The sequence below is a fragment of the Polynucleobacter sp. IMCC 30228 genome (assembly GCF_021395205.1).
Classification (GTDB): domain Bacteria; phylum Pseudomonadota; class Gammaproteobacteria; order Burkholderiales; family Burkholderiaceae; genus Polynucleobacter.
Window position 1 is genome coordinate 204,654 of the sequence record NZ_JAJVCS010000001.1, and the last position, 16,526, is coordinate 221,179.

The 16,526-nt window shown below is 46.3% G+C and carries 17 protein-coding genes; 14 read left to right on the plus strand and 3 right to left on the minus strand.

Features of this window, described 5'->3' with window-relative positions:
• The first annotated feature begins 34 nt into the window (after window positions 1-34).
• From rpe to trpC, 5 genes are read left to right on the plus strand one after another with little or no spacing between them, the layout of a single operon-like run.
• Window positions 35-751 carry a ribulose-phosphate 3-epimerase gene (gene rpe / locus LZT21_RS01045; protein ID WP_233923202.1) on the plus strand — a complete coding sequence of 239 codons (717 nt, stop codon included), beginning with the start codon at window positions 35-37 and terminating at the stop codon, window positions 749-751.
• Window positions 751-2,256, plus strand: a complete 1,506-nt coding sequence (gene trpE / locus LZT21_RS01050; RefSeq protein ID WP_233923203.1) for an anthranilate synthase component I — start codon at window positions 751-753, stop codon at window positions 2,254-2,256. The genes rpe and trpE overlap by 1 nt, the downstream gene beginning before the upstream one ends.
• Window positions 2,240-2,809, plus strand: coding sequence for an aminodeoxychorismate/anthranilate synthase component II (locus LZT21_RS01055; protein WP_233923204.1), 570 nt, complete (start codon window positions 2,240-2,242; stop codon window positions 2,807-2,809). The genes trpE and LZT21_RS01055 overlap by 17 nt, the downstream gene beginning before the upstream one ends.
• 16 nt (window positions 2,810-2,825) lie before the next feature.
• Window positions 2,826-3,872 (plus strand): anthranilate phosphoribosyltransferase, encoded by a 1,047-nt coding sequence (gene trpD, locus LZT21_RS01060; RefSeq protein WP_233989104.1) that lies wholly within the window; start codon window positions 2,826-2,828, stop codon window positions 3,870-3,872.
• 18 nt (window positions 3,873-3,890) lie between these two features.
• Entirely contained in the window at window positions 3,891-4,694 is an 804-nt protein-coding gene (gene trpC / locus LZT21_RS01065) for an indole-3-glycerol phosphate synthase TrpC (RefSeq protein ID WP_233923206.1), read from the plus strand.
• Here trpC and ychF read toward each other — a convergent pair.
• Window positions 4,691-5,785: a redox-regulated ATPase YchF gene (ychF, locus tag LZT21_RS01070; RefSeq protein WP_233989105.1), complete on the minus strand. Its 1,095-nt coding sequence runs from the start codon at window positions 5,783-5,785 to the stop codon at window positions 4,691-4,693. The two genes, trpC and ychF, sit on opposite strands and share 4 nt — an antisense overlap.
• Before the next feature lie 39 nt (window positions 5,786-5,824).
• Here ychF and LZT21_RS01075 point away from each other — a divergent pair, with 39 nt between their 5' ends.
• From LZT21_RS01075 to LZT21_RS01090, 4 genes are read left to right on the plus strand one after another with little or no spacing between them, the layout of a single operon-like run.
• Window positions 5,825-7,072, plus strand: a complete 1,248-nt coding sequence (locus tag LZT21_RS01075) for an FAD-dependent monooxygenase (protein WP_233923208.1) — start codon at window positions 5,825-5,827, stop codon at window positions 7,070-7,072.
• Window positions 7,065-7,865 (plus strand): DsbC family protein, encoded by an 801-nt coding sequence (locus LZT21_RS01080; protein ID WP_233923209.1) that lies wholly within the window; start codon window positions 7,065-7,067, stop codon window positions 7,863-7,865. The genes LZT21_RS01075 and LZT21_RS01080 overlap by 8 nt, the downstream gene beginning before the upstream one ends.
• A gap of 17 nt (window positions 7,866-7,882) precedes the next feature.
• Complete coding sequence (locus LZT21_RS01085) at window positions 7,883-9,706, plus strand: M61 family metallopeptidase (protein ID WP_233989106.1); 1,824 nt, start codon at window positions 7,883-7,885, stop codon at window positions 9,704-9,706.
• Window positions 9,690-10,427 carry a uracil-DNA glycosylase gene (locus LZT21_RS01090; protein WP_233989107.1) on the plus strand — a complete coding sequence of 246 codons (738 nt, stop codon included), beginning with the start codon at window positions 9,690-9,692 and terminating at the stop codon, window positions 10,425-10,427. The genes LZT21_RS01085 and LZT21_RS01090 overlap by 17 nt, the downstream gene beginning before the upstream one ends.
• Here the strand turns inward: LZT21_RS01090 and LZT21_RS01095 are convergent.
• The gene (locus LZT21_RS01095) at window positions 10,417-10,731 is read right to left on the minus strand and encodes a hypothetical protein (RefSeq protein WP_233934870.1); all 315 of its coding nucleotides are present in this window, start codon (window positions 10,729-10,731) and stop codon (window positions 10,417-10,419) included. The genes LZT21_RS01090 and LZT21_RS01095 overlap by 11 nt on opposite strands.
• Between LZT21_RS01095 and hemA the strand changes: the two genes are divergently transcribed.
• The 5 genes from hemA to LZT21_RS01120 all read left to right on the plus strand — a co-directional run bounded on the left by hemA (window position 10,730) and on the right by LZT21_RS01120 (window position 15,806).
• Entirely contained in the window at window positions 10,730-12,097 is a 1,368-nt protein-coding gene (gene hemA, locus LZT21_RS01100) for a glutamyl-tRNA reductase (RefSeq protein WP_233923213.1), read from the plus strand. The two genes, LZT21_RS01095 and hemA, sit on opposite strands and share 2 nt — an antisense overlap.
• Entirely contained in the window at window positions 12,098-13,177 is a 1,080-nt protein-coding gene (gene prfA, locus LZT21_RS01105) for a peptide chain release factor 1 (protein WP_233923214.1), read from the plus strand. It begins immediately after the preceding gene.
• A 26-nt stretch (window positions 13,178-13,203) separates the two neighbouring features.
• Window positions 13,204-14,088: a peptide chain release factor N(5)-glutamine methyltransferase gene (prmC, locus tag LZT21_RS01110; RefSeq protein ID WP_233989108.1), complete on the plus strand. Its 885-nt coding sequence runs from the start codon at window positions 13,204-13,206 to the stop codon at window positions 14,086-14,088.
• Between the two features lie 93 nt (window positions 14,089-14,181).
• On the plus strand, window positions 14,182-14,490 hold the full coding sequence (grxD, locus tag LZT21_RS01115; protein WP_233923216.1) for a Grx4 family monothiol glutaredoxin: 309 nt from the start codon (window positions 14,182-14,184) through the stop codon (window positions 14,488-14,490).
• A 29-nt stretch (window positions 14,491-14,519) separates the two neighbouring features.
• On the plus strand, window positions 14,520-15,806 hold the full coding sequence (locus LZT21_RS01120) for a DNA recombination protein RmuC (protein ID WP_233989109.1): 1,287 nt from the start codon (window positions 14,520-14,522) through the stop codon (window positions 15,804-15,806).
• A 55-nt stretch (window positions 15,807-15,861) separates the two neighbouring features.
• On the opposite strand, the gene LZT21_RS01125 is transcribed toward LZT21_RS01120, so the two are convergent.
• Complete coding sequence (locus LZT21_RS01125) at window positions 15,862-16,449, minus strand: phasin family protein (protein WP_233923218.1); 588 nt, start codon at window positions 16,447-16,449, stop codon at window positions 15,862-15,864.
• Window positions 16,450-16,526 lie beyond the last annotated feature (77 nt).

Genomic DNA, 16,526 nt, shown 5'->3' on the forward strand with positions numbered 1-16,526 from the left:
TATCCTTGAGCCAACTGCAAGCTAGAATCTAGGGATGGCTAGTCAAAATACCCCTCTCATCATTGCCCCATCCATTTTATCGGCCGATTTTGCCTGCCTTGGCGCCGAGATTCAGGCGGTTTTAAAGGCTGGGGCTGACTGGATTCACTTTGATGTAATGGACAATCACTTTGTGCCCAATCTCACTATTGGCCCCTTAGTTTGTGAGGCTATTCGTTCCCATGTCCACAAAGATGGGCGGCCTGCCATGATTGATGTGCACCTCATGATTGAGCCGGTGGATCGCATTATTCCCGACTTTGCTAACGCGGGCGCTGATCTCATTAGCTTTCATCCAGAAGCCAGTAAAGATGTGGCAAAAACCTTGCAATTGATTCAGGCTAATGGCTGTCAAGCTGGCTTAGTACTAAATCCAGCAACTCCAATTGAAGGGCTCTTGCCACACCTAGGGCAAATTGACTTGGTGTTACTCATGTCGGTTAATCCGGGTTTTGGTGGTCAGGCATTTATTCCCAGTACACTAGAAAAAATTAGTCGCGTGCGGCAGTTGCTGAACCGCCATTTCGCAGAAACTGCTAAAGATATTCGGCTTGAAGTAGATGGTGGTATCAAAGTCGATAACATTGGGGCAATTGCGGCAGCCGGTGCCAATACCTTTGTCGCTGGTTCAGCTATTTTTGGTAACGCAAACTACAGCGAGATTATTGCGGCAATGCGGCACGAATGTGCACAAGCGCTAGGTCAGACGTAATGCAAAAAGCAGAATTTTTAGCCTTGGCGCAAGCGGGGTTTAATCGTATTCCAGTGATTCACGAGGTGTTAGCCGATTTAGAGACGCCCGTATCCCTGTATCTCAAACTAACACAAGCTGGTGGCCAAAAAAATTCCTATCTCTTAGAGTCCGTCATTGGTGGCGAACGGTTTGGGCGCTTTTCTTTTATCGGTATGCCCGCTAAAACCTTACTTAAAACAGGTGGGACTCCGCAAAACCCGGTGACACAAATTATCACCAATGACGTCGTGGTTGAAACTAATTACGATAACCCCTTAGATTTTATCGATACCTATTTCAAGCGCTTTAAGGTTGCCTTGAAGCCCGGTTTACCGCGATTTTGTGGAGGCTTAGCGGGTTATTTTTCTTACGATACGGTTCGCTACATTGAGCCCCGCTTAGCGCAACACCACTTACCAGATGAATTGGGCTTACCGGATATTCAATTATTACTTACTGAAGAATTAGCCGTTATCGATAATGTACTCGGGCGAATCTATCTCATTGTTTATGCTGATCCCGCCGAAACTGATGCTCTGGATCGAGCGCAAAATCGCTTACATGAACTACGCGCGCTTCTCGATAAACCCATTACGCTGCAGCCCTCAGCACCAAGCCAGAAAACTGAATTACTACGCAAATTCAAACAAGCTGATTTTGAGGCGGCAATTAGTAAAACGAAAGAGTACATATTAGCGGGTGACTGCATGCAAGTGGTAATTGGCCAACGTATTAGTAAGCCGTTTACTAATTCGCCGCTTGAGTTGTACCGTGCACTGCGTTCATTGAATCCTTCTCCTTATATGTATTTTTATGATTTCGGCGACTTTCAAGTAGTCGGCTCATCTCCCGAAATTCTGGTTCGCCAAGAACCTCGAGACACCCAAAAAATAGTGACCATTCGTCCTTTAGCTGGAACCCGACCACGCGGGGCGACGCCCGCAGAAGATGAGCGATTGGCGCGTGAGCTTTTAGCTGATCCCAAAGAAATTGCTGAACATGTCATGCTCATCGATTTAGCGCGTAATGATGTTGGACGCATTGCGCAAACCGGCACTGTTAAAGTTACTGAATCCATGGTGATTGAAAAATATTCCCATGTACAGCATATTGTTAGCTCAGTCGAAGGCGCATTAAAAGAAGGGATGAGCAATATGGATGTTCTCCGCGCCACTTTTCCTGCTGGCACTTTGTCGGGCGCCCCTAAAATTCGGGCAATGGAAATTATTGATGAAATGGAAATAGTAAAGCGTGGTGTATATGGTGGCGCGGTTGGTTATCTGTCGTTTACAGGGGATATGGATGTGGCGATTGCCATTCGTACCGGCATTATTCGTAATGGCGTTTTGCATTCTCAGGCGGGAGCTGGAGTCGTGGCCGATTCAGATCCAAACTCTGAATGGCGCGAAACCGAAGCCAAAGCGCGAGCTGTATTAATGGCTGCTGATTTAGTGCAAGGGGGTCTCAATGCTCTTGATGATTGATAATTACGATTCATTTACCTATAACCTAGTGCAATACTTTGCTGAATTGGGTGAAGAGGTGAGGGTTGTGCGTAACGATGAAATTAGTGTGGCTGATATCGCGCAAACTGGCGCAAAGCAGATTTGTATTTCTCCTGGGCCTTGTAGTCCTACTGAAGCAGGTATTTCAGTCGCGACCATTCAAGCCTATGCAGGCAAAATTCCAATTCTAGGTGTCTGTCTTGGTCATCAAGCCATTGGTGAGGCATTTGGGGGCAAGGTGATTCGCGCACAAAAAGTGATGCATGGCAAAACCGACCTAATTCAACATACGGGTGTTGGCGTCTTTAGCGATTTACCGAATCCATTTACTGTGACGCGCTACCACTCGCTAGCGATTGAACGCAGTAGCCTACCTGCTTGCTTAGAAATTACCGCCACTTCAGCCGATGGCGAAATTATGGGAGTAAGGCATCGTGAATATTTAATTGAGGGCGTGCAATTTCATCCGGAATCCATTTTGTCGGAGCAAGGCCATGCCTTATTAAAAAACTTTTTGCGGCTTAGCGCTTAACTTATTATTAGCCCTGATGAATTCTTCAATCACCCCACCACAGGCCATCCAGCGCTGCCTTGACCAGCGCGAGCTGAGTCATGACGAAATGCTGGCAATGATGCGCTTAATTATGGGTGGCGCGCTTTCACCAGTGCTTACCGCAGGCTTCTTAATTGCCTTACGCGCCAAACAAGAAACGGTGGGAGAAATTACTGCAGCTGCCCAAGTCATGCGCGAATTTGTTACGCCAGTGACGGTTGCCCATGCAGATCATTTAGTGGATGTAGTGGGCACCGGCGGCGATGGCGCACAAACTTTTAATATTTCTACAGCCGCTATGTTTGTAGCTGCTGCCGCTGGGGCAAAAATTGCTAAACATGGTAACCGTAGTGTCAGTAGTAAGTCAGGAAGCGCTGATGTTCTCGAAGCCCTTGGGGTTAATTTACAACTCTCGCCGACGCAAGTTGCGCAATGTATTGAAAAAATAGGCGCTGGCTTTATGTTTGCCCCCAATCACCATCCGGCCATGAAAAATGTGGGTCCGGTGAGAAAAGAACTGGGTGTGCGCACGATTTTTAATATTTTAGGTCCGCTCACTAATCCTGCCAATGCAAAACATATGCTGATGGGCGTCTTTCGTCCCGAATTAGTTGGCATTCAAACTCGGGTCTTACAAAACCTTGGCATGAAACATGCATTAGTGGTTTATGGTCGCGACGGCTTAGATGAAATTTCATTACAAGGGCCAACCCTAATTGGCGAATTAAAAGATGGTCAAGTACACGAGTATGAAATTAATCCGCTCGATTTTGGTATAAAACTAAGCCCTACAAACGCCTTTCAAGTTGCCAACGCAGCAGAATCGAAAGCGATCATTTTGGGTGTTTTAAACCCCGCTGCTAGCGCTGCTTTTGATGCTGCGCGCGAAATTGTTTGTCTTAATGCGGGCGCTACACTTTATGCGGCAGACTGTGTCCCCGATATCGCCAGCGGTTTTATCTTGGCGAAAGAAATGATTGCTACTGGGGCAGCACAAAGTAAGCTGGCTGCTTTTGTGGCTGCCACTCAAAACACGAATTAAGTATTAGTTCAATTTATTATGAGCGATATTCTCACTACGATTGTGGCCACCAAACGCCAAGAAGTCCTTGCTGCGCAAGCGCTTGTTGCGTTTGCCCAATTGCGCTCTCAAGTCGAACGCCAGCAAAGTAATTCCGACTTTCAACCCCGCGGATTTGCTCAAGCAATTGAACGCTCAATTTTGACTGAAGGTTCTGCTGTCATTGCTGAAATAAAAAAAGCTAGCCCAAGTAAAGGCGTACTGCGCGAAAATTTTGACCCCAGTGCTATTGCCAAATCGTATGCAGAACATGGCGCCGCTTGTTTATCAGTATTAACTGATGTGAATTATTTTCAGGGTTGTTCTGCTTATCTTGAGGCGGCACGAGCTGCCTGTAAGCTGCCAGTCTTACGTAAAGATTTCACCATTGACGTTTATCAAGTCTATGAAGCAAGAGCAATGGGTGCGGATGCTATTTTACTAATTGTGGCTGCGCTTGATCTCAAGCAAATGCAAGATTTAGAAGCTTGCGCCCTCGCTTTGGGCCTCGATGTCTTAGTTGAAGTACATAACAGAGAAGAGCTCGATTTAGCTTTACAACTAAAAACGCCCTTGCTAGGAATTAATAATCGCAACTTAAAAACATTTAATGTGTCGTTGCAAACTACACTCGATTTACTACCTCAAATTCCTAGCGACAAGCGCATTGTGACCGAGTCGGGAATTTTACAGCGCTGTGATGTAGAGCTGATGAGAGCCAATCGAGTGAACGCGTTTCTGGTTGGCGAGGCTTTTATGCGAGCGCCCGAGCCTGGGCTTGCGCTAAGCCAAATCTTTGCTTAAACGTTAAACAAAAAATTCAATACATCACCATCTTTGACGACATACTCCTTACCTTCTGCGCGCATTTTACCGGCCTCTTTTGCACCAGCTTCGCCTTTGTATTGAATAAAATCGGTAAATGAAATTGTTTGGGCACGAATAAAGCCGCGCTCAAAATCCGTATGAATGACACCTGCCGCTTGTGGGGCTGTGGCACCCACAGCAATTGTCCAAGCGCGCACCTCTTTCACGCCTGCAGTGAAGTAGGTTTGCAAACCCAGTAAAGAATAGGCGGCACGAATAACTCGATCTAAACCTGGCTCAGTCATCCCTAAATCAGTCAAAAATTCAGTTTTATCTGCTTCATCTAAATCGGCAATTTCAGCCTCGATTGCTGCGCAAACTGCCACTACTGGCGCGCCCTCTTTAGCGGCATGATTTTTAACGGCATCTAAATAAGGATTATTTTCAAAGCCATTTTCCTTCACGTTAGCAACATACATCGTTGGCTTAGCGGTAATCAAACATAAGGGTTTTAAAAGGACCTTTTCATCATCGCTGAATGCCAAGCTACGCACTGGTTTAGCCAAATCGAGTTGCGCCTGCACTTTAGTCAAAACTGCCACTAAAGCAGCCGCCTCTTTATCATTGCCAGATTTTGCAGCTTTACTTGAGCGATTAAGGACCTTTTCTACCGTTGCCAAGTCGGACAAGGCTAATTCGGTATCGATCACCTCGATATCGGAAATCGGATCGATCTTGCCCGCCACGTGAACCACATTGGCATCGTCAAAACAACGCACGACATGGGTAATGGCATCGGTTTCGCGAATATTTGCTAGAAATTGATTGCCCAAGCCCTCGCCTTTTGAGGCCCCAGCAACGAGACCGGCAATATCCACAAATTCCACCACTGCCGGCAGAATGCGTTCTGGTACAACTATTGCTGCCAAGCCTTGTAAGCGGGTATCGGGCACCTCCACAATGCCCACATTGGGCTCGATAGTGCAAAAAGGATAATTCTCTGCCGCAATACCAGCTTTGGTAAGGGCATTAAATAAGGTTGATTTGCCGACATTAGGCAGGCCGACGATGCCACATTTTAAAGACATAGGGCTATTGTAAAGGGGCTTTTTCGCTATCATCAGTACATGAGCTCATTACCGCCCTCTTTTAAACCACGTCAATTTGATATTGCAGTGGTTGGTGCTGGGCTGATCGGTAAAGTAAGCGCCCTTGGATTGGCCCAGTTGGGGCTCTCTACTGTGCACATTGCACCCACTCTCTCTCAACTCAGCACCACCCCAGCAGCAGGCCAATGGAGTCAACGAATTTATGCCTTTTCTTCCAGCTCCCAAGCCCTCCTGAAAAAAATCCAAGTATGGGACGCGCTTGATTTAAGCCGTTTTCAAGTCGTGCGGGATATGCGTATCTTTGGTGATCGCAATGGCCCCCAAGATCAATTGCATTTTTCAGCCTTTGAAGCTGGTACAGCGCAACTCGCTTGGATCGGTGAGGCAAACTTAATTGAGCAAACCTTAGACCAGGCTAGCCGTTTTCAAAACAAACTTGAACGGCTCGATGCTACCGTCACCGAACTTGCATTTACAGAGACCGAAGCTAAATTGACCCTCGATAATCAAGTGGAAATTCGGGCCAAACTGGTAATTGGCGCAGACGGTGCCCGCTCGAACATCCGCGAATTTGCTGGCATTACTGTCGAGCAGAATAATTACCAACAAAGCGCTGTAGTGGCAAATTGGTTCTGCGAATTGCCTCACCTAGAAACCGCCTATCAATGGTTTCTAAGCGATGGCGACATTCTGGCCATGTTGCCGCTACCTGATCAGCAAGTGTCCATGGTATGGTCTACCTCGCCTGAAAATGCCAATACCTTGTTAAAGTTCAATGAGGGTGAATGGCAGGTGCGCTTTGCTGAATTAGCTCAGGGCGCGGTGCATGCCACCCTAGGAAACCTGCGTCTCAATTCTGCACCGGCAGCCTTCCCTTTAAGTAAAATTCGGGCCAAGCAACTCATTGGACCTGCGCATAATCCCCAAGTTATTTTAGTCGGCGATGCCGCCCATGTGATGCACCCCTTAGCAGGGCAGGGACTTAACCTAGGCTTACGCGATGTGGCAACCGTCTTACGGGTACTAGAAAAAAGGGAGTCTTTTCGCCAAATAAATGACCGCGTGTTGTTGCGTCGCTATGAACGCGAGCGTCAGGGCGATACTAGTGCCCTACTTTGGGTTACCGATCGCCTAAAAAAATTATTTGCTGCGCAAAGCACTTTCGAGCAGGGCTTACGGAATTGGGGCCTTGGTTTAGTTAATCAGAGCCATTTATTGAAACGCCGTTTAATTCATCAGGCATTAGGAGAAAATCATTTTGAATAGAATTATTACTTCACAATTTCTAGCTACTTTTTTTTATCCTCTATTGCTCTTGCTATCAATTTCCCAAGTAAACGCGCAAAGTACTCCCGTTAAGGCGCCTGCGCCAGTAGTTAGTGCAACCCCAAGTGTCGTTATCACTCCAGGTAACGTCGAACGCACAATTAAAACTGAATTACAAAAAAAATTGGGCACCTCTGCCAATGTGAAAGGGGTGATCCCGAGCCCAGTAAGCGGTATCTATGAAGTTCAGGTGGGTAATGAAATTGTCTATACCGATGCCAACGCAAAATACTTGATTCAGGGTAATTTGATTGACTTAGTCAGCGGTAAAAATTTAACTGAAATACGGCAGTCCGATTTAAACCGCATTCGCTGGGCCGATCTTTTACCGAGCAATGCCTTAAAGGATGTGCGGGGCAATGGCAGTAGGCAATTAGCGATTTTTGCCGACCCTAATTGTGGCTACTGTAAGCGTCTTGAGAAAGCCCTGCAACCCCTTGATAACATCACCATCTATACCTACCTAGTACCCATTCTCTCACCTGACTCGGCCCAAAAATCAAAACAAATTTGGTGCTCGACCGATCCCTTGAAAACTTGGCACGACTGGATGATTAACGGTATTGCACCAACGGGTAAAGCAGATTGTGCGACGCCAATTGAAAAAAACCAAGCATTGGCAAAAACCTATTCGGTTACCGGCACACCGACACTATTTTTTACCGACGGTAGTCGTATTCCTGGTGCAGCCCAAGTAAGTGATATAGAGAAAAAATTAGCCTCCTTAAAATAAGTCAACTCTGCGCAACCATGTCGACCTCAACTCTATCCCCGACTTTAAATGCCGATGAACCCTTTGTAATTCAATACACCATTTGGCCTGCTGATTTAGTCGGGCATCGCTTTCAAGTCAATTTATGCATTCTCAAACCCCATGCCGATGGGCAAATTTTGCAAATGCCCGCCTGGATTCCAGGTAGCTATTTAATCCGCGATTTTAGTAAACAAATCGAAACGCTAACCGCTTTTGCTCGCATTGGATCTAAGCTTAAGCCACTGAAATTAACTCGACTTGATAATGATCGTTGGCAATTACCCCCAGTAGATGGAGCAGTAGAAGTGAATGCCACCATTTACGCCTTTGATCCCTCAGTACGTACTGCTTACTTAGATCAGGAGCGGGGGTTTTTTAATGCAAGCAGTCTCTGCTTGGCAGTAAACGGTCAAACTGATTTACCTTGTTCGCTCATCCTAGTGCCTCCGCAACACAATCTCAAGCAAGCAAATGAGTGGCAGGTACAAACCACTTTAACGAGCGCCAAAGTAGATACACAGGGATTTGGTTTTTATTTGGCTCGAAACTATGATGATTTATTAGATCATCCCGTTGCCTTAGGCCAATTTCAGCTAGTCCACTGGCGCTCAGGTGGTGTAAGGCACACTATGGCCATTCAGGGCTGCCGACTAGCAATTGATGCCAAGCGCCTTGGCAATGACCTACAAGCTATCTGCACTACTGCAATTCATTTCTTTGAGCCTAAAACCCAAAAGCCCCCGTTCACCAATTACACGTTTTTGGTGAACGCAGTACTTGCTGGCTACGGTGGGCTTGAACATCGCAATAGCTCGGCCTTGTTATGTCGACGTGAGCAAATTCCCCAAATTAATGCTGTGCTTGATGAATCTGCCTACCGCGAATTTTTGGGCTTATGTAGTCATGAGTATTTTCATGCTTGGCTGGTTAAGCGTATCCAAGCAAAAGTATTTCAACCGTATCGGCTCGATCAGCGCACGCATACGCGCTTGCTCTGGCTCTTCGAAGGCTTTACGAGTTATTACGATGACTTACTCTTATTTCGCAGTAAGCGCATGACGCTTAAAACCTATTTAGAGTGTGTGGCAAATAACTGGAATAGTGTGTTACGCGGCTCAGGACGGCACAAGCAAAGTCTAGCCGACAGCTCTTTTGACGCTTGGACAAAATTTTATCAAAGCGATGAAAATACCTCTAATGCCGTAGTCAGTTATTACGCTAAAGGCGCAATGCTCGCCTTGGGTCTTGATTTGCTTATCCGCCACTTTTCGCAGCAACGTAAATCATTAGATGATGCCATGCGCCTACTTTGGAAATGGCATGGCCGCACTCAAAAAGGCCTTCCTGAAGAAGGACTAGATGCAATTATGTTAGTGCTCTTGGGGCCAGAATTTGCTAAACCTTGGAAAGATTTTAAAGCGCGCTATATCAACGGTACCGAAGATATTCCTTTAGAAGAATGGTTTGACCCCCAAATTATTCGTGTCAAACTCAAAACCCTTGCTCATATTGAGCAACTTAAGCTCGATTTTGGCTTTCGTTTTATTGAGGCACAAGGCTGGCTCAAAATTACCCATGTATTTGATTCTGGCTTTGCCCAAATAGCAGGACTAGCTCCACACGATTTACTCATTAGCATTAATGAGCAGCGTGTCACTGTTGCGCGCTGGAATAGCGTACTGAATCAACTCAAACTTGGTGAACGCATTCGGATCCGCTACTTCCGTCAAGACCTGGAACACGAGACTCGGCTGCAATTAAAAATACTCGAGCCTATCGCTCAATACCAATTGCTGCCGAGCAATGAGAAATTTAACTGACGCGATACCTTTGTCGTGGCGTGAATTATTGCGGGATTATTTGCAGTCAGCGGCTTGGCATGAGTTACAGTCTCGCCTGCAAGCCGAAATTAGGTTGTATCCCCAAGCCATTTGTCCGCCGCCTGAATTTTTTTTTAAAGCGCTTGAACTGACTGCGGTAGATCAAGTAAAAGTGGTCATTCTCGGTCAAGACCCTTATCACTCCCCTGGCTTAGCCCAAGGACTAGCCTTCTCAATTCCTGCAGATATTGCCATTCGTTCCAAACAGTTTCCCAGCTCCTTACGTAATATTAGTAAAGCGCTGGCTCTTGAAGGGCTTGGTTTACTCAAACATGGTGACCTTAGTCATTGGGCTAAACAAGGTGTGCTGCTTCTCAATACGGCTTTAAGTGTGCGTCTGGGTAAACCAACTAGCCATACCCATTTGGGTTGGGGCAGCCTGATTGATCACCTTATTCTCCAGCTAGCAAGGCAACGCCCCAACTTAGTCTGGCTTTTGTGGGGAGGGCATGCGCAAGCTAAATTACCGCTCATTGAGCGCTCTGAAACGGGCATACAGCCCTTGATTTTGCAAGCCTCTCACCCCTCAGGCTTGGGGGTTTATAAAACTAAAAAACCTTTTTTAGAAGCCGGTAATACCGGTAGTTGCCGGCACTTTATACAAAGTAACCAATGGCTGCAGAAATTAGGGAAAGCCGAAATTAGCTGGGCTAGCGGGTAAAACTGGTGTAAATTGCCGCCACCATCCAAGCGGCCAAAATGGCAATGAACCATTCGAGCATTTGACCTGGCTTTACAAGGGCTCCCATTAAGGCCAAAAATGAACCTCCCCAGGCCCCAATAAAACCTGCGCCGATCGCGCCAATAATGCCTTTTATGCGCCCTCCCCCCCTATTCGAGGGCGTTTTTCGTGCAGGATAAAAGTACCAGGCTGACCAGCCTACAGCACCCCCAAGCAACAGAAAAGCTAAAAACCCCATCACTATCCCCATTAACAACGCCATCATATCTATAATCACCAGCATGAAGCTGCTGACACTAGGCATCAATCATCACACAGCGCCAGTGGCAGTTCGGGAAAAGGTGGCTTTTGATCCTGAATCTCTCCAAGATGCGCTGCATGATTTACGCTCGCACCTTAGCAGCGTAAATAGCACTCACCTGCCCGAAGCAACCATTTTATCGACTTGTAACCGTACCGAGTTGTACTGCGCTGCGAATGATGCTAAGTCTGAAGTTTTATTGCACGCGGCTACATTCGATTGGCTGGCTAAAAGCCAAAAATTGGCGCCCAGTACTTTAGAACCCCACCTCTATTCATTGCCACAATCAGATGCTGTAAGGCATGCTTTTCGGGTAGCGTGCGGGCTGGATTCAATGGTGATTGGGGAAACCCAAATTTTGGGGCAAATGAAAGACGCTGTACGCACAGCTAATGAAGCTGGCACCCTAGGCACCTATCTTAATCAACTGTTTCAAAAAACCTTTGCAGTTGCCAAAGAAGTGCGCGGCTCAACCGAAATTGGTGCACATTCCATTTCAATGGCTGCAGCCTCAGTTCGTTTGGCCGAACGTATTTTTGAAAAACTAGCTGAGCAGAAAATTTTATTTATTGGCGCAGGGGAAATGATTTCACTTTGCGCCACCCATTTTGTGGCTCGTCAACCGGCTCTTGCTGCCGTTGCTAATCGCACTCTTGAGCGTGGTCAAGAGTTAGCCGATGCGATTTCTGCTCAGGGCATTCCAGCAGAAACCTTACGTCTCTCTGAGTTACCGAGTCGGCTGCATGAATTTGACATTATTGTTTCCAGCACCGCTAGCACCCTGCCGATTATTGGTTTGGGAATGGTCGAAAGTGCGCTCAAACTCCGTCGACGGAAGCCAATGGTGATGATTGATTTGGCAGTGCCACGTGATTTTGAACCAGAAATTACGCGCTTAAACGATATCTATTTATATACCGTTGATGACCTTGGTGCAATGATTCAAACGGGCGCCTCGCTCCGCTTGGCGGCGGTTGATCAAGCTGAAGCGATCATTACTGATCGAGTGGGTAATTTTATGCATTGGCTACAAGGCCGTGATGCCGTGCCTTTAATCCAAGATATTCAGCAGCGCGGCGAGCATCTCCGGCAAATTGAGCTAGAGCGAGCGATGAAGCGCTTAATGCGCGGCGATGATCCACTTGAGGTTTTAAATCTCATGGCACAAGGCTTAACCAATAAATTTCTACATGGTTCCTTACACGCCTTACAGCATGCTAATGGCGCAGAACGGGATGCCTTAATTAAACTCTTACCCAAGCTATTTATTGCGCAAACTGGTGTCCATGGCACCGATCATTCTTCAGACCCTATTAGCGCTTCCAAACCCGCCAAGCCAGAGCATTAAATGAAACCCAGCATGCGGGCCAAGCTGGTGCATCTTGATACCCGTTTGGCTGAGCTTAACTCTCTCTTAACTTCATCAGAGTCAACCAAGGATATGGACTCGTATCGCAGGTTGACACGAGAACATGCAGAAATTGCTACTGTGGTTGAGCAATTTGGCTTTTATCGCCAAGCCGAAGCAAATTTAGCGGCTGCTGAAGAGATGCGGAGCGACCCTGAAATGAAAAATTTTGCCGATGAAGAGCAAAAACAAGCTAGCAATCAAATGCTTGAGCTTGAAGCTAGCTTACAAACCTTGCTTTTGCCCAAAGATGAAAATGATGAACGCAATGTCTTTCTAGAAATTCGTGCTGGAACTGGCGGCGATGAAAGTGCGCTATTTGCCAATGATTTATTACGGATGTATACCCGTTTCGCTGAGCGACAAGGTTGGAAAGTGGAAATCGTGAGTGCTGCTGAATCTGCTTTAGGGGGTTACAAAGAAGTAGTCTTGCGCTTAATTGGTCAATCGGTCTATGCGCGCATGAAATTTGAATCGGGTGGACACCGGGTGCAACGCGTGCCACAAACAGAAACTCAAGGACGGATTCATACGTCCGCTTGTACGGTTGCGGTCATGCCTGAGGCCGATGAAATTGAGGCGGTAAAAATCAATCCGGCTGACTTACGCATCGATACCTTTCGTGCCTCTGGTGCGGGGGGACAGCATATTAATAAAACCGATTCAGCCGTGCGTATTACTCATCTTCCGACTGGCATTGTGGTGGAGTGCCAAGACGATCGAAGCCAGCACCGCAATAAAGATCAGGCCATGAAAGTACTGGTTGCACGCATTATGGATGCCCGCCACCGTGAACACCATCAACAGGAAGCGCAAACCCGTAAATCGCTAATTGGTTCAGGCGATCGTAGCGATCGAATTCGGACTTATAACTTTCCACAAGGACGCATTACCGACCACCGTATTAATCTCACCTTATACAAAATTGAAGCCATGATGGATGGTGATTTAGGTGATCTGATGAATGCGCTAGCGGCCGAACATCAGGCTGAACTTTTAGCTGCCCTTGGCGATACTTAAGTCGCCACAACCCCTTAATTCACCTCATGGCCACCATTCGTTCGGTATTGAGTAAAACTGATTTGCCGGCTGCCGAGGCCCGCACTTTATTGGCGCATTTATTCGCGCACTATTTTCAGCTGCCGAAGTCAGCCTTAATTAGCCGTGATGAGATGCCCCTTTCTGGCCCTTTCCTCACTGACTGGCAAGCCCTAGAAGCCAGACGCATGAACGGCGAGCCCATTGCCTATCTTATTGGCAAACGGCCTTTTCATCAAATTGAACTAGCGGTGAATTCGGCCGTATTAATACCCCGCCCTGAAACAGAATTATTGGTTGATCTTGCCCTGCAGGAAATGGCTCGGCTAAAACAGCAAAACCCAGCTGCTGCTCGCCATATACTCGATCTCGGCACAGGTTCTGGCGCCATTGCCCTAGCCATTGCCGCAGCCTTTGACGAACCTCAGGAGGCTATAAGTCAGCCCCGCATTGTGGCAACAGATCTTTCCGCCGAGGCCCTTCGCGTAGCCAAATTCAATGCGGTACATTTAAATCTTGATCAACACATCGAATTGATTGAGGGCGATTGGTATCACGCTTTACCGCAACCCCTATTTACTGGGACTTTTGACCTCATTCTGAGTAATCCGCCGTATATTCATGCAAAAGACCAGCATTTACAGCAGGGTGATTTACGTTTTGAGCCCTTAGCCGCCCTAAGCGATGGAATAGATGGACTAAGTTGTCTGCGCACAATTATTGCAGGCGCGCCCCTATTTTTGCGGCCGCAGGGCTTCATTGCAGTGGAGCATGGCCATGATCAACTGAGCTCAGTCCTGCAGATGATGAACCGGGCTGGGCTACAAGCGGTGAAATCGTATACCGATCTAGCTGGACATCCCCGGGTAGTTAGTGCTCGCAAGCTAAATTAGCTGAATAACCCTAATTTGCATTCGGTCTTAAAATCGAGGAAAGTCTTCAGTGGTAATTAATTAATCAAATACAGAATTTATGAAGGATTCAAAATGGACGCCCAAGCACAAATTAAAGAAATTATTACTAGCCACCCGGTAGTGTTATTCATGAAAGGCACTGCGCAGTTTCCTCAGTGTGGCTTTTCCGGCAATGCAGTCAATATTCTCCGCGCCTGTGGTGTCGAGCACTTACATACAGTGAATGTATTTGATGATGAGGGTATTCGCCAAGGCATTAAACAATATGCCAATTGGCCCACTATTCCCCAGCTCTACATTAACGGTGAATTTGTGGGCGGCTCAGATATTTTGACAGAAATGTACGAAAGTGGCGAACTACAAAAATTAATTAAGCCCTAAATCTAGCGCAGCTAGCGTAAGCTATCACCATGGCGCTGGATTTTTCTATCCTACTTTTATTTGGCCTGTTGGTCGGTTCGTGCGCTGCCCTATTGGTCTATGCACTCAATCTTAAATCCACCTTAAGAAACCAGCAGACCCTTACCCTTACCGAAAATGGTTTGATTGAAAGCCTACGCAATGAACGTGATCTGGCAATTCAAAATGCGATTCGACTAGAAGCAGAATTAGCTGCAGAGCGCCGTCAAGCACAGGCAAGGCTCGAGTCACTCAATGAAGCGAAAGAAGCCCTGACAGCGCAATTTAAAAATTTAGCTAATGACATTTTGGAAGATAAAAGCAAACGCTTTGTAGAACAAAATGCAACCAGCTTAGATGCCTTACTAAAGCCACTACAAACCAAGCTTACAGAATTCAAAGAGCAAGTCAATAGCTCGTATCAGAACGAAGCGCGAGAACGTTTTGCACTTAAAACTGAAATTGAGCGGCTTTCTAATTTAAATTTACGCATGTCTGATGAAACCCGTTCGCTTACTCAAGCCCTGAAAGGCGACTCCAAGGCACAAGGAAACTGGGGAGAATTGGTTCTTGAATCGATTCTAGAATCTTCTGGTTTACGCAAAGGTGAAGAATATCTAGTGCAAGACAGTCATACGCAGGCTGATGGCTCCCGTTTACAGCCCGATGTTGTCATCCGCTTGCCTGAAGGCCGTCATATCGTGGTTGATAGCAAGGTTTCAATTACAGCCTATGCACGTTATGCCGAAGCGCTTACCCCAGAAATTGGCCAGCCCGAGTTAAATTTACACATTCAATCGATTCGACAACATATGCAGGGACTTTCTAGTAAAAACTATAGTGCTCTGCATGGCTTAGGTGCCATTGATTTTGTTTTAATGTTTATTCCTATTGAGCCCGCCTTTATTGCCGCCATGAAGGCTGCGCCCAACTTACAAGATGAGGCCTTGTCTAAAAATATTGTTTTAGTTTGCCCCAGCACTCTCATGGCGACTTTAAGAACGGTGGCTCATTTATGGCGACAAGATCAACAAAATCGGAATGCGCTTGAAATTTCTCGTCAGTGTGGCGCGCTCTACGATAAATTTGTTGGCTTTGTAGAAGATTTACAAAAATTAGGTCAGCGGCTTGAGCAAGCACAAAGCTCATACCACGATGCCTTTAGTAAACTTAAATCGGGTAAAGGCAATTTAATTCGTGCTGCTGAAAAGGTACGTGCCTTAGGCGTAAAGCCCAGTAAATTAATTGATACCATGTTAATTGAAGCAGCTGACTCGGCAGACCTTGCGAACGAATAAATAAAAAACCCTGTTACCGTAGTAACAGGGTTTGTTTAATTCTAAAACTAGACTATTATTTTGCTGCTTTACGTCCACGTGAAGCTGGTGTGCTTGCTTTTTTAACTTGGTTCAATTGACCTTTAACCGAATCCATTGCTTGGTCAGCATTCTTTTCAACTGTAGCCAGGGCTTCTTTGCTTGCAGCACGGAACTGCTCAAAACCTTGTAAAACGCTACCGAATGAAGTTTTGAAGGCAGAAATATAGACGTCTGATCCTGCAGGTGCATTGCTGGCCAAGGTATTCATCCAATCTTGCGCGCTCGCTTGAATTTCATCAATGCTGGCATCAACTACATTCACAAACTCTTTATTGCTATCACGCAATAACTGAGTTACTTTACGTTGATAATCGGAAGCTTGATCACTTACTTCTTGCAAGGCATCAACACTCATCATTTCAGTTACTTGTTTTGGGTCTTTGGCACTCAGCACAGCTTGGAAGCTATCTTGAGCATTGACTAAAACTTCTTTAGAGGCAGCATAGTTCAGGGCAGCTAATTTCTCAGCGTTTTCTAGAGCAGCTTCGCTTAAAGAAAAAGTAGACTCGAGGCCTTTGCTTTGAATTTGCGACAATTTAGCGGTAATTTGATCTTGGTTCATGTGGGTTTCCATTTATAAATTAAAAGCGATTAAAAAATACATCATTAATATTGCACTGCACCATAGTACTTTAATGG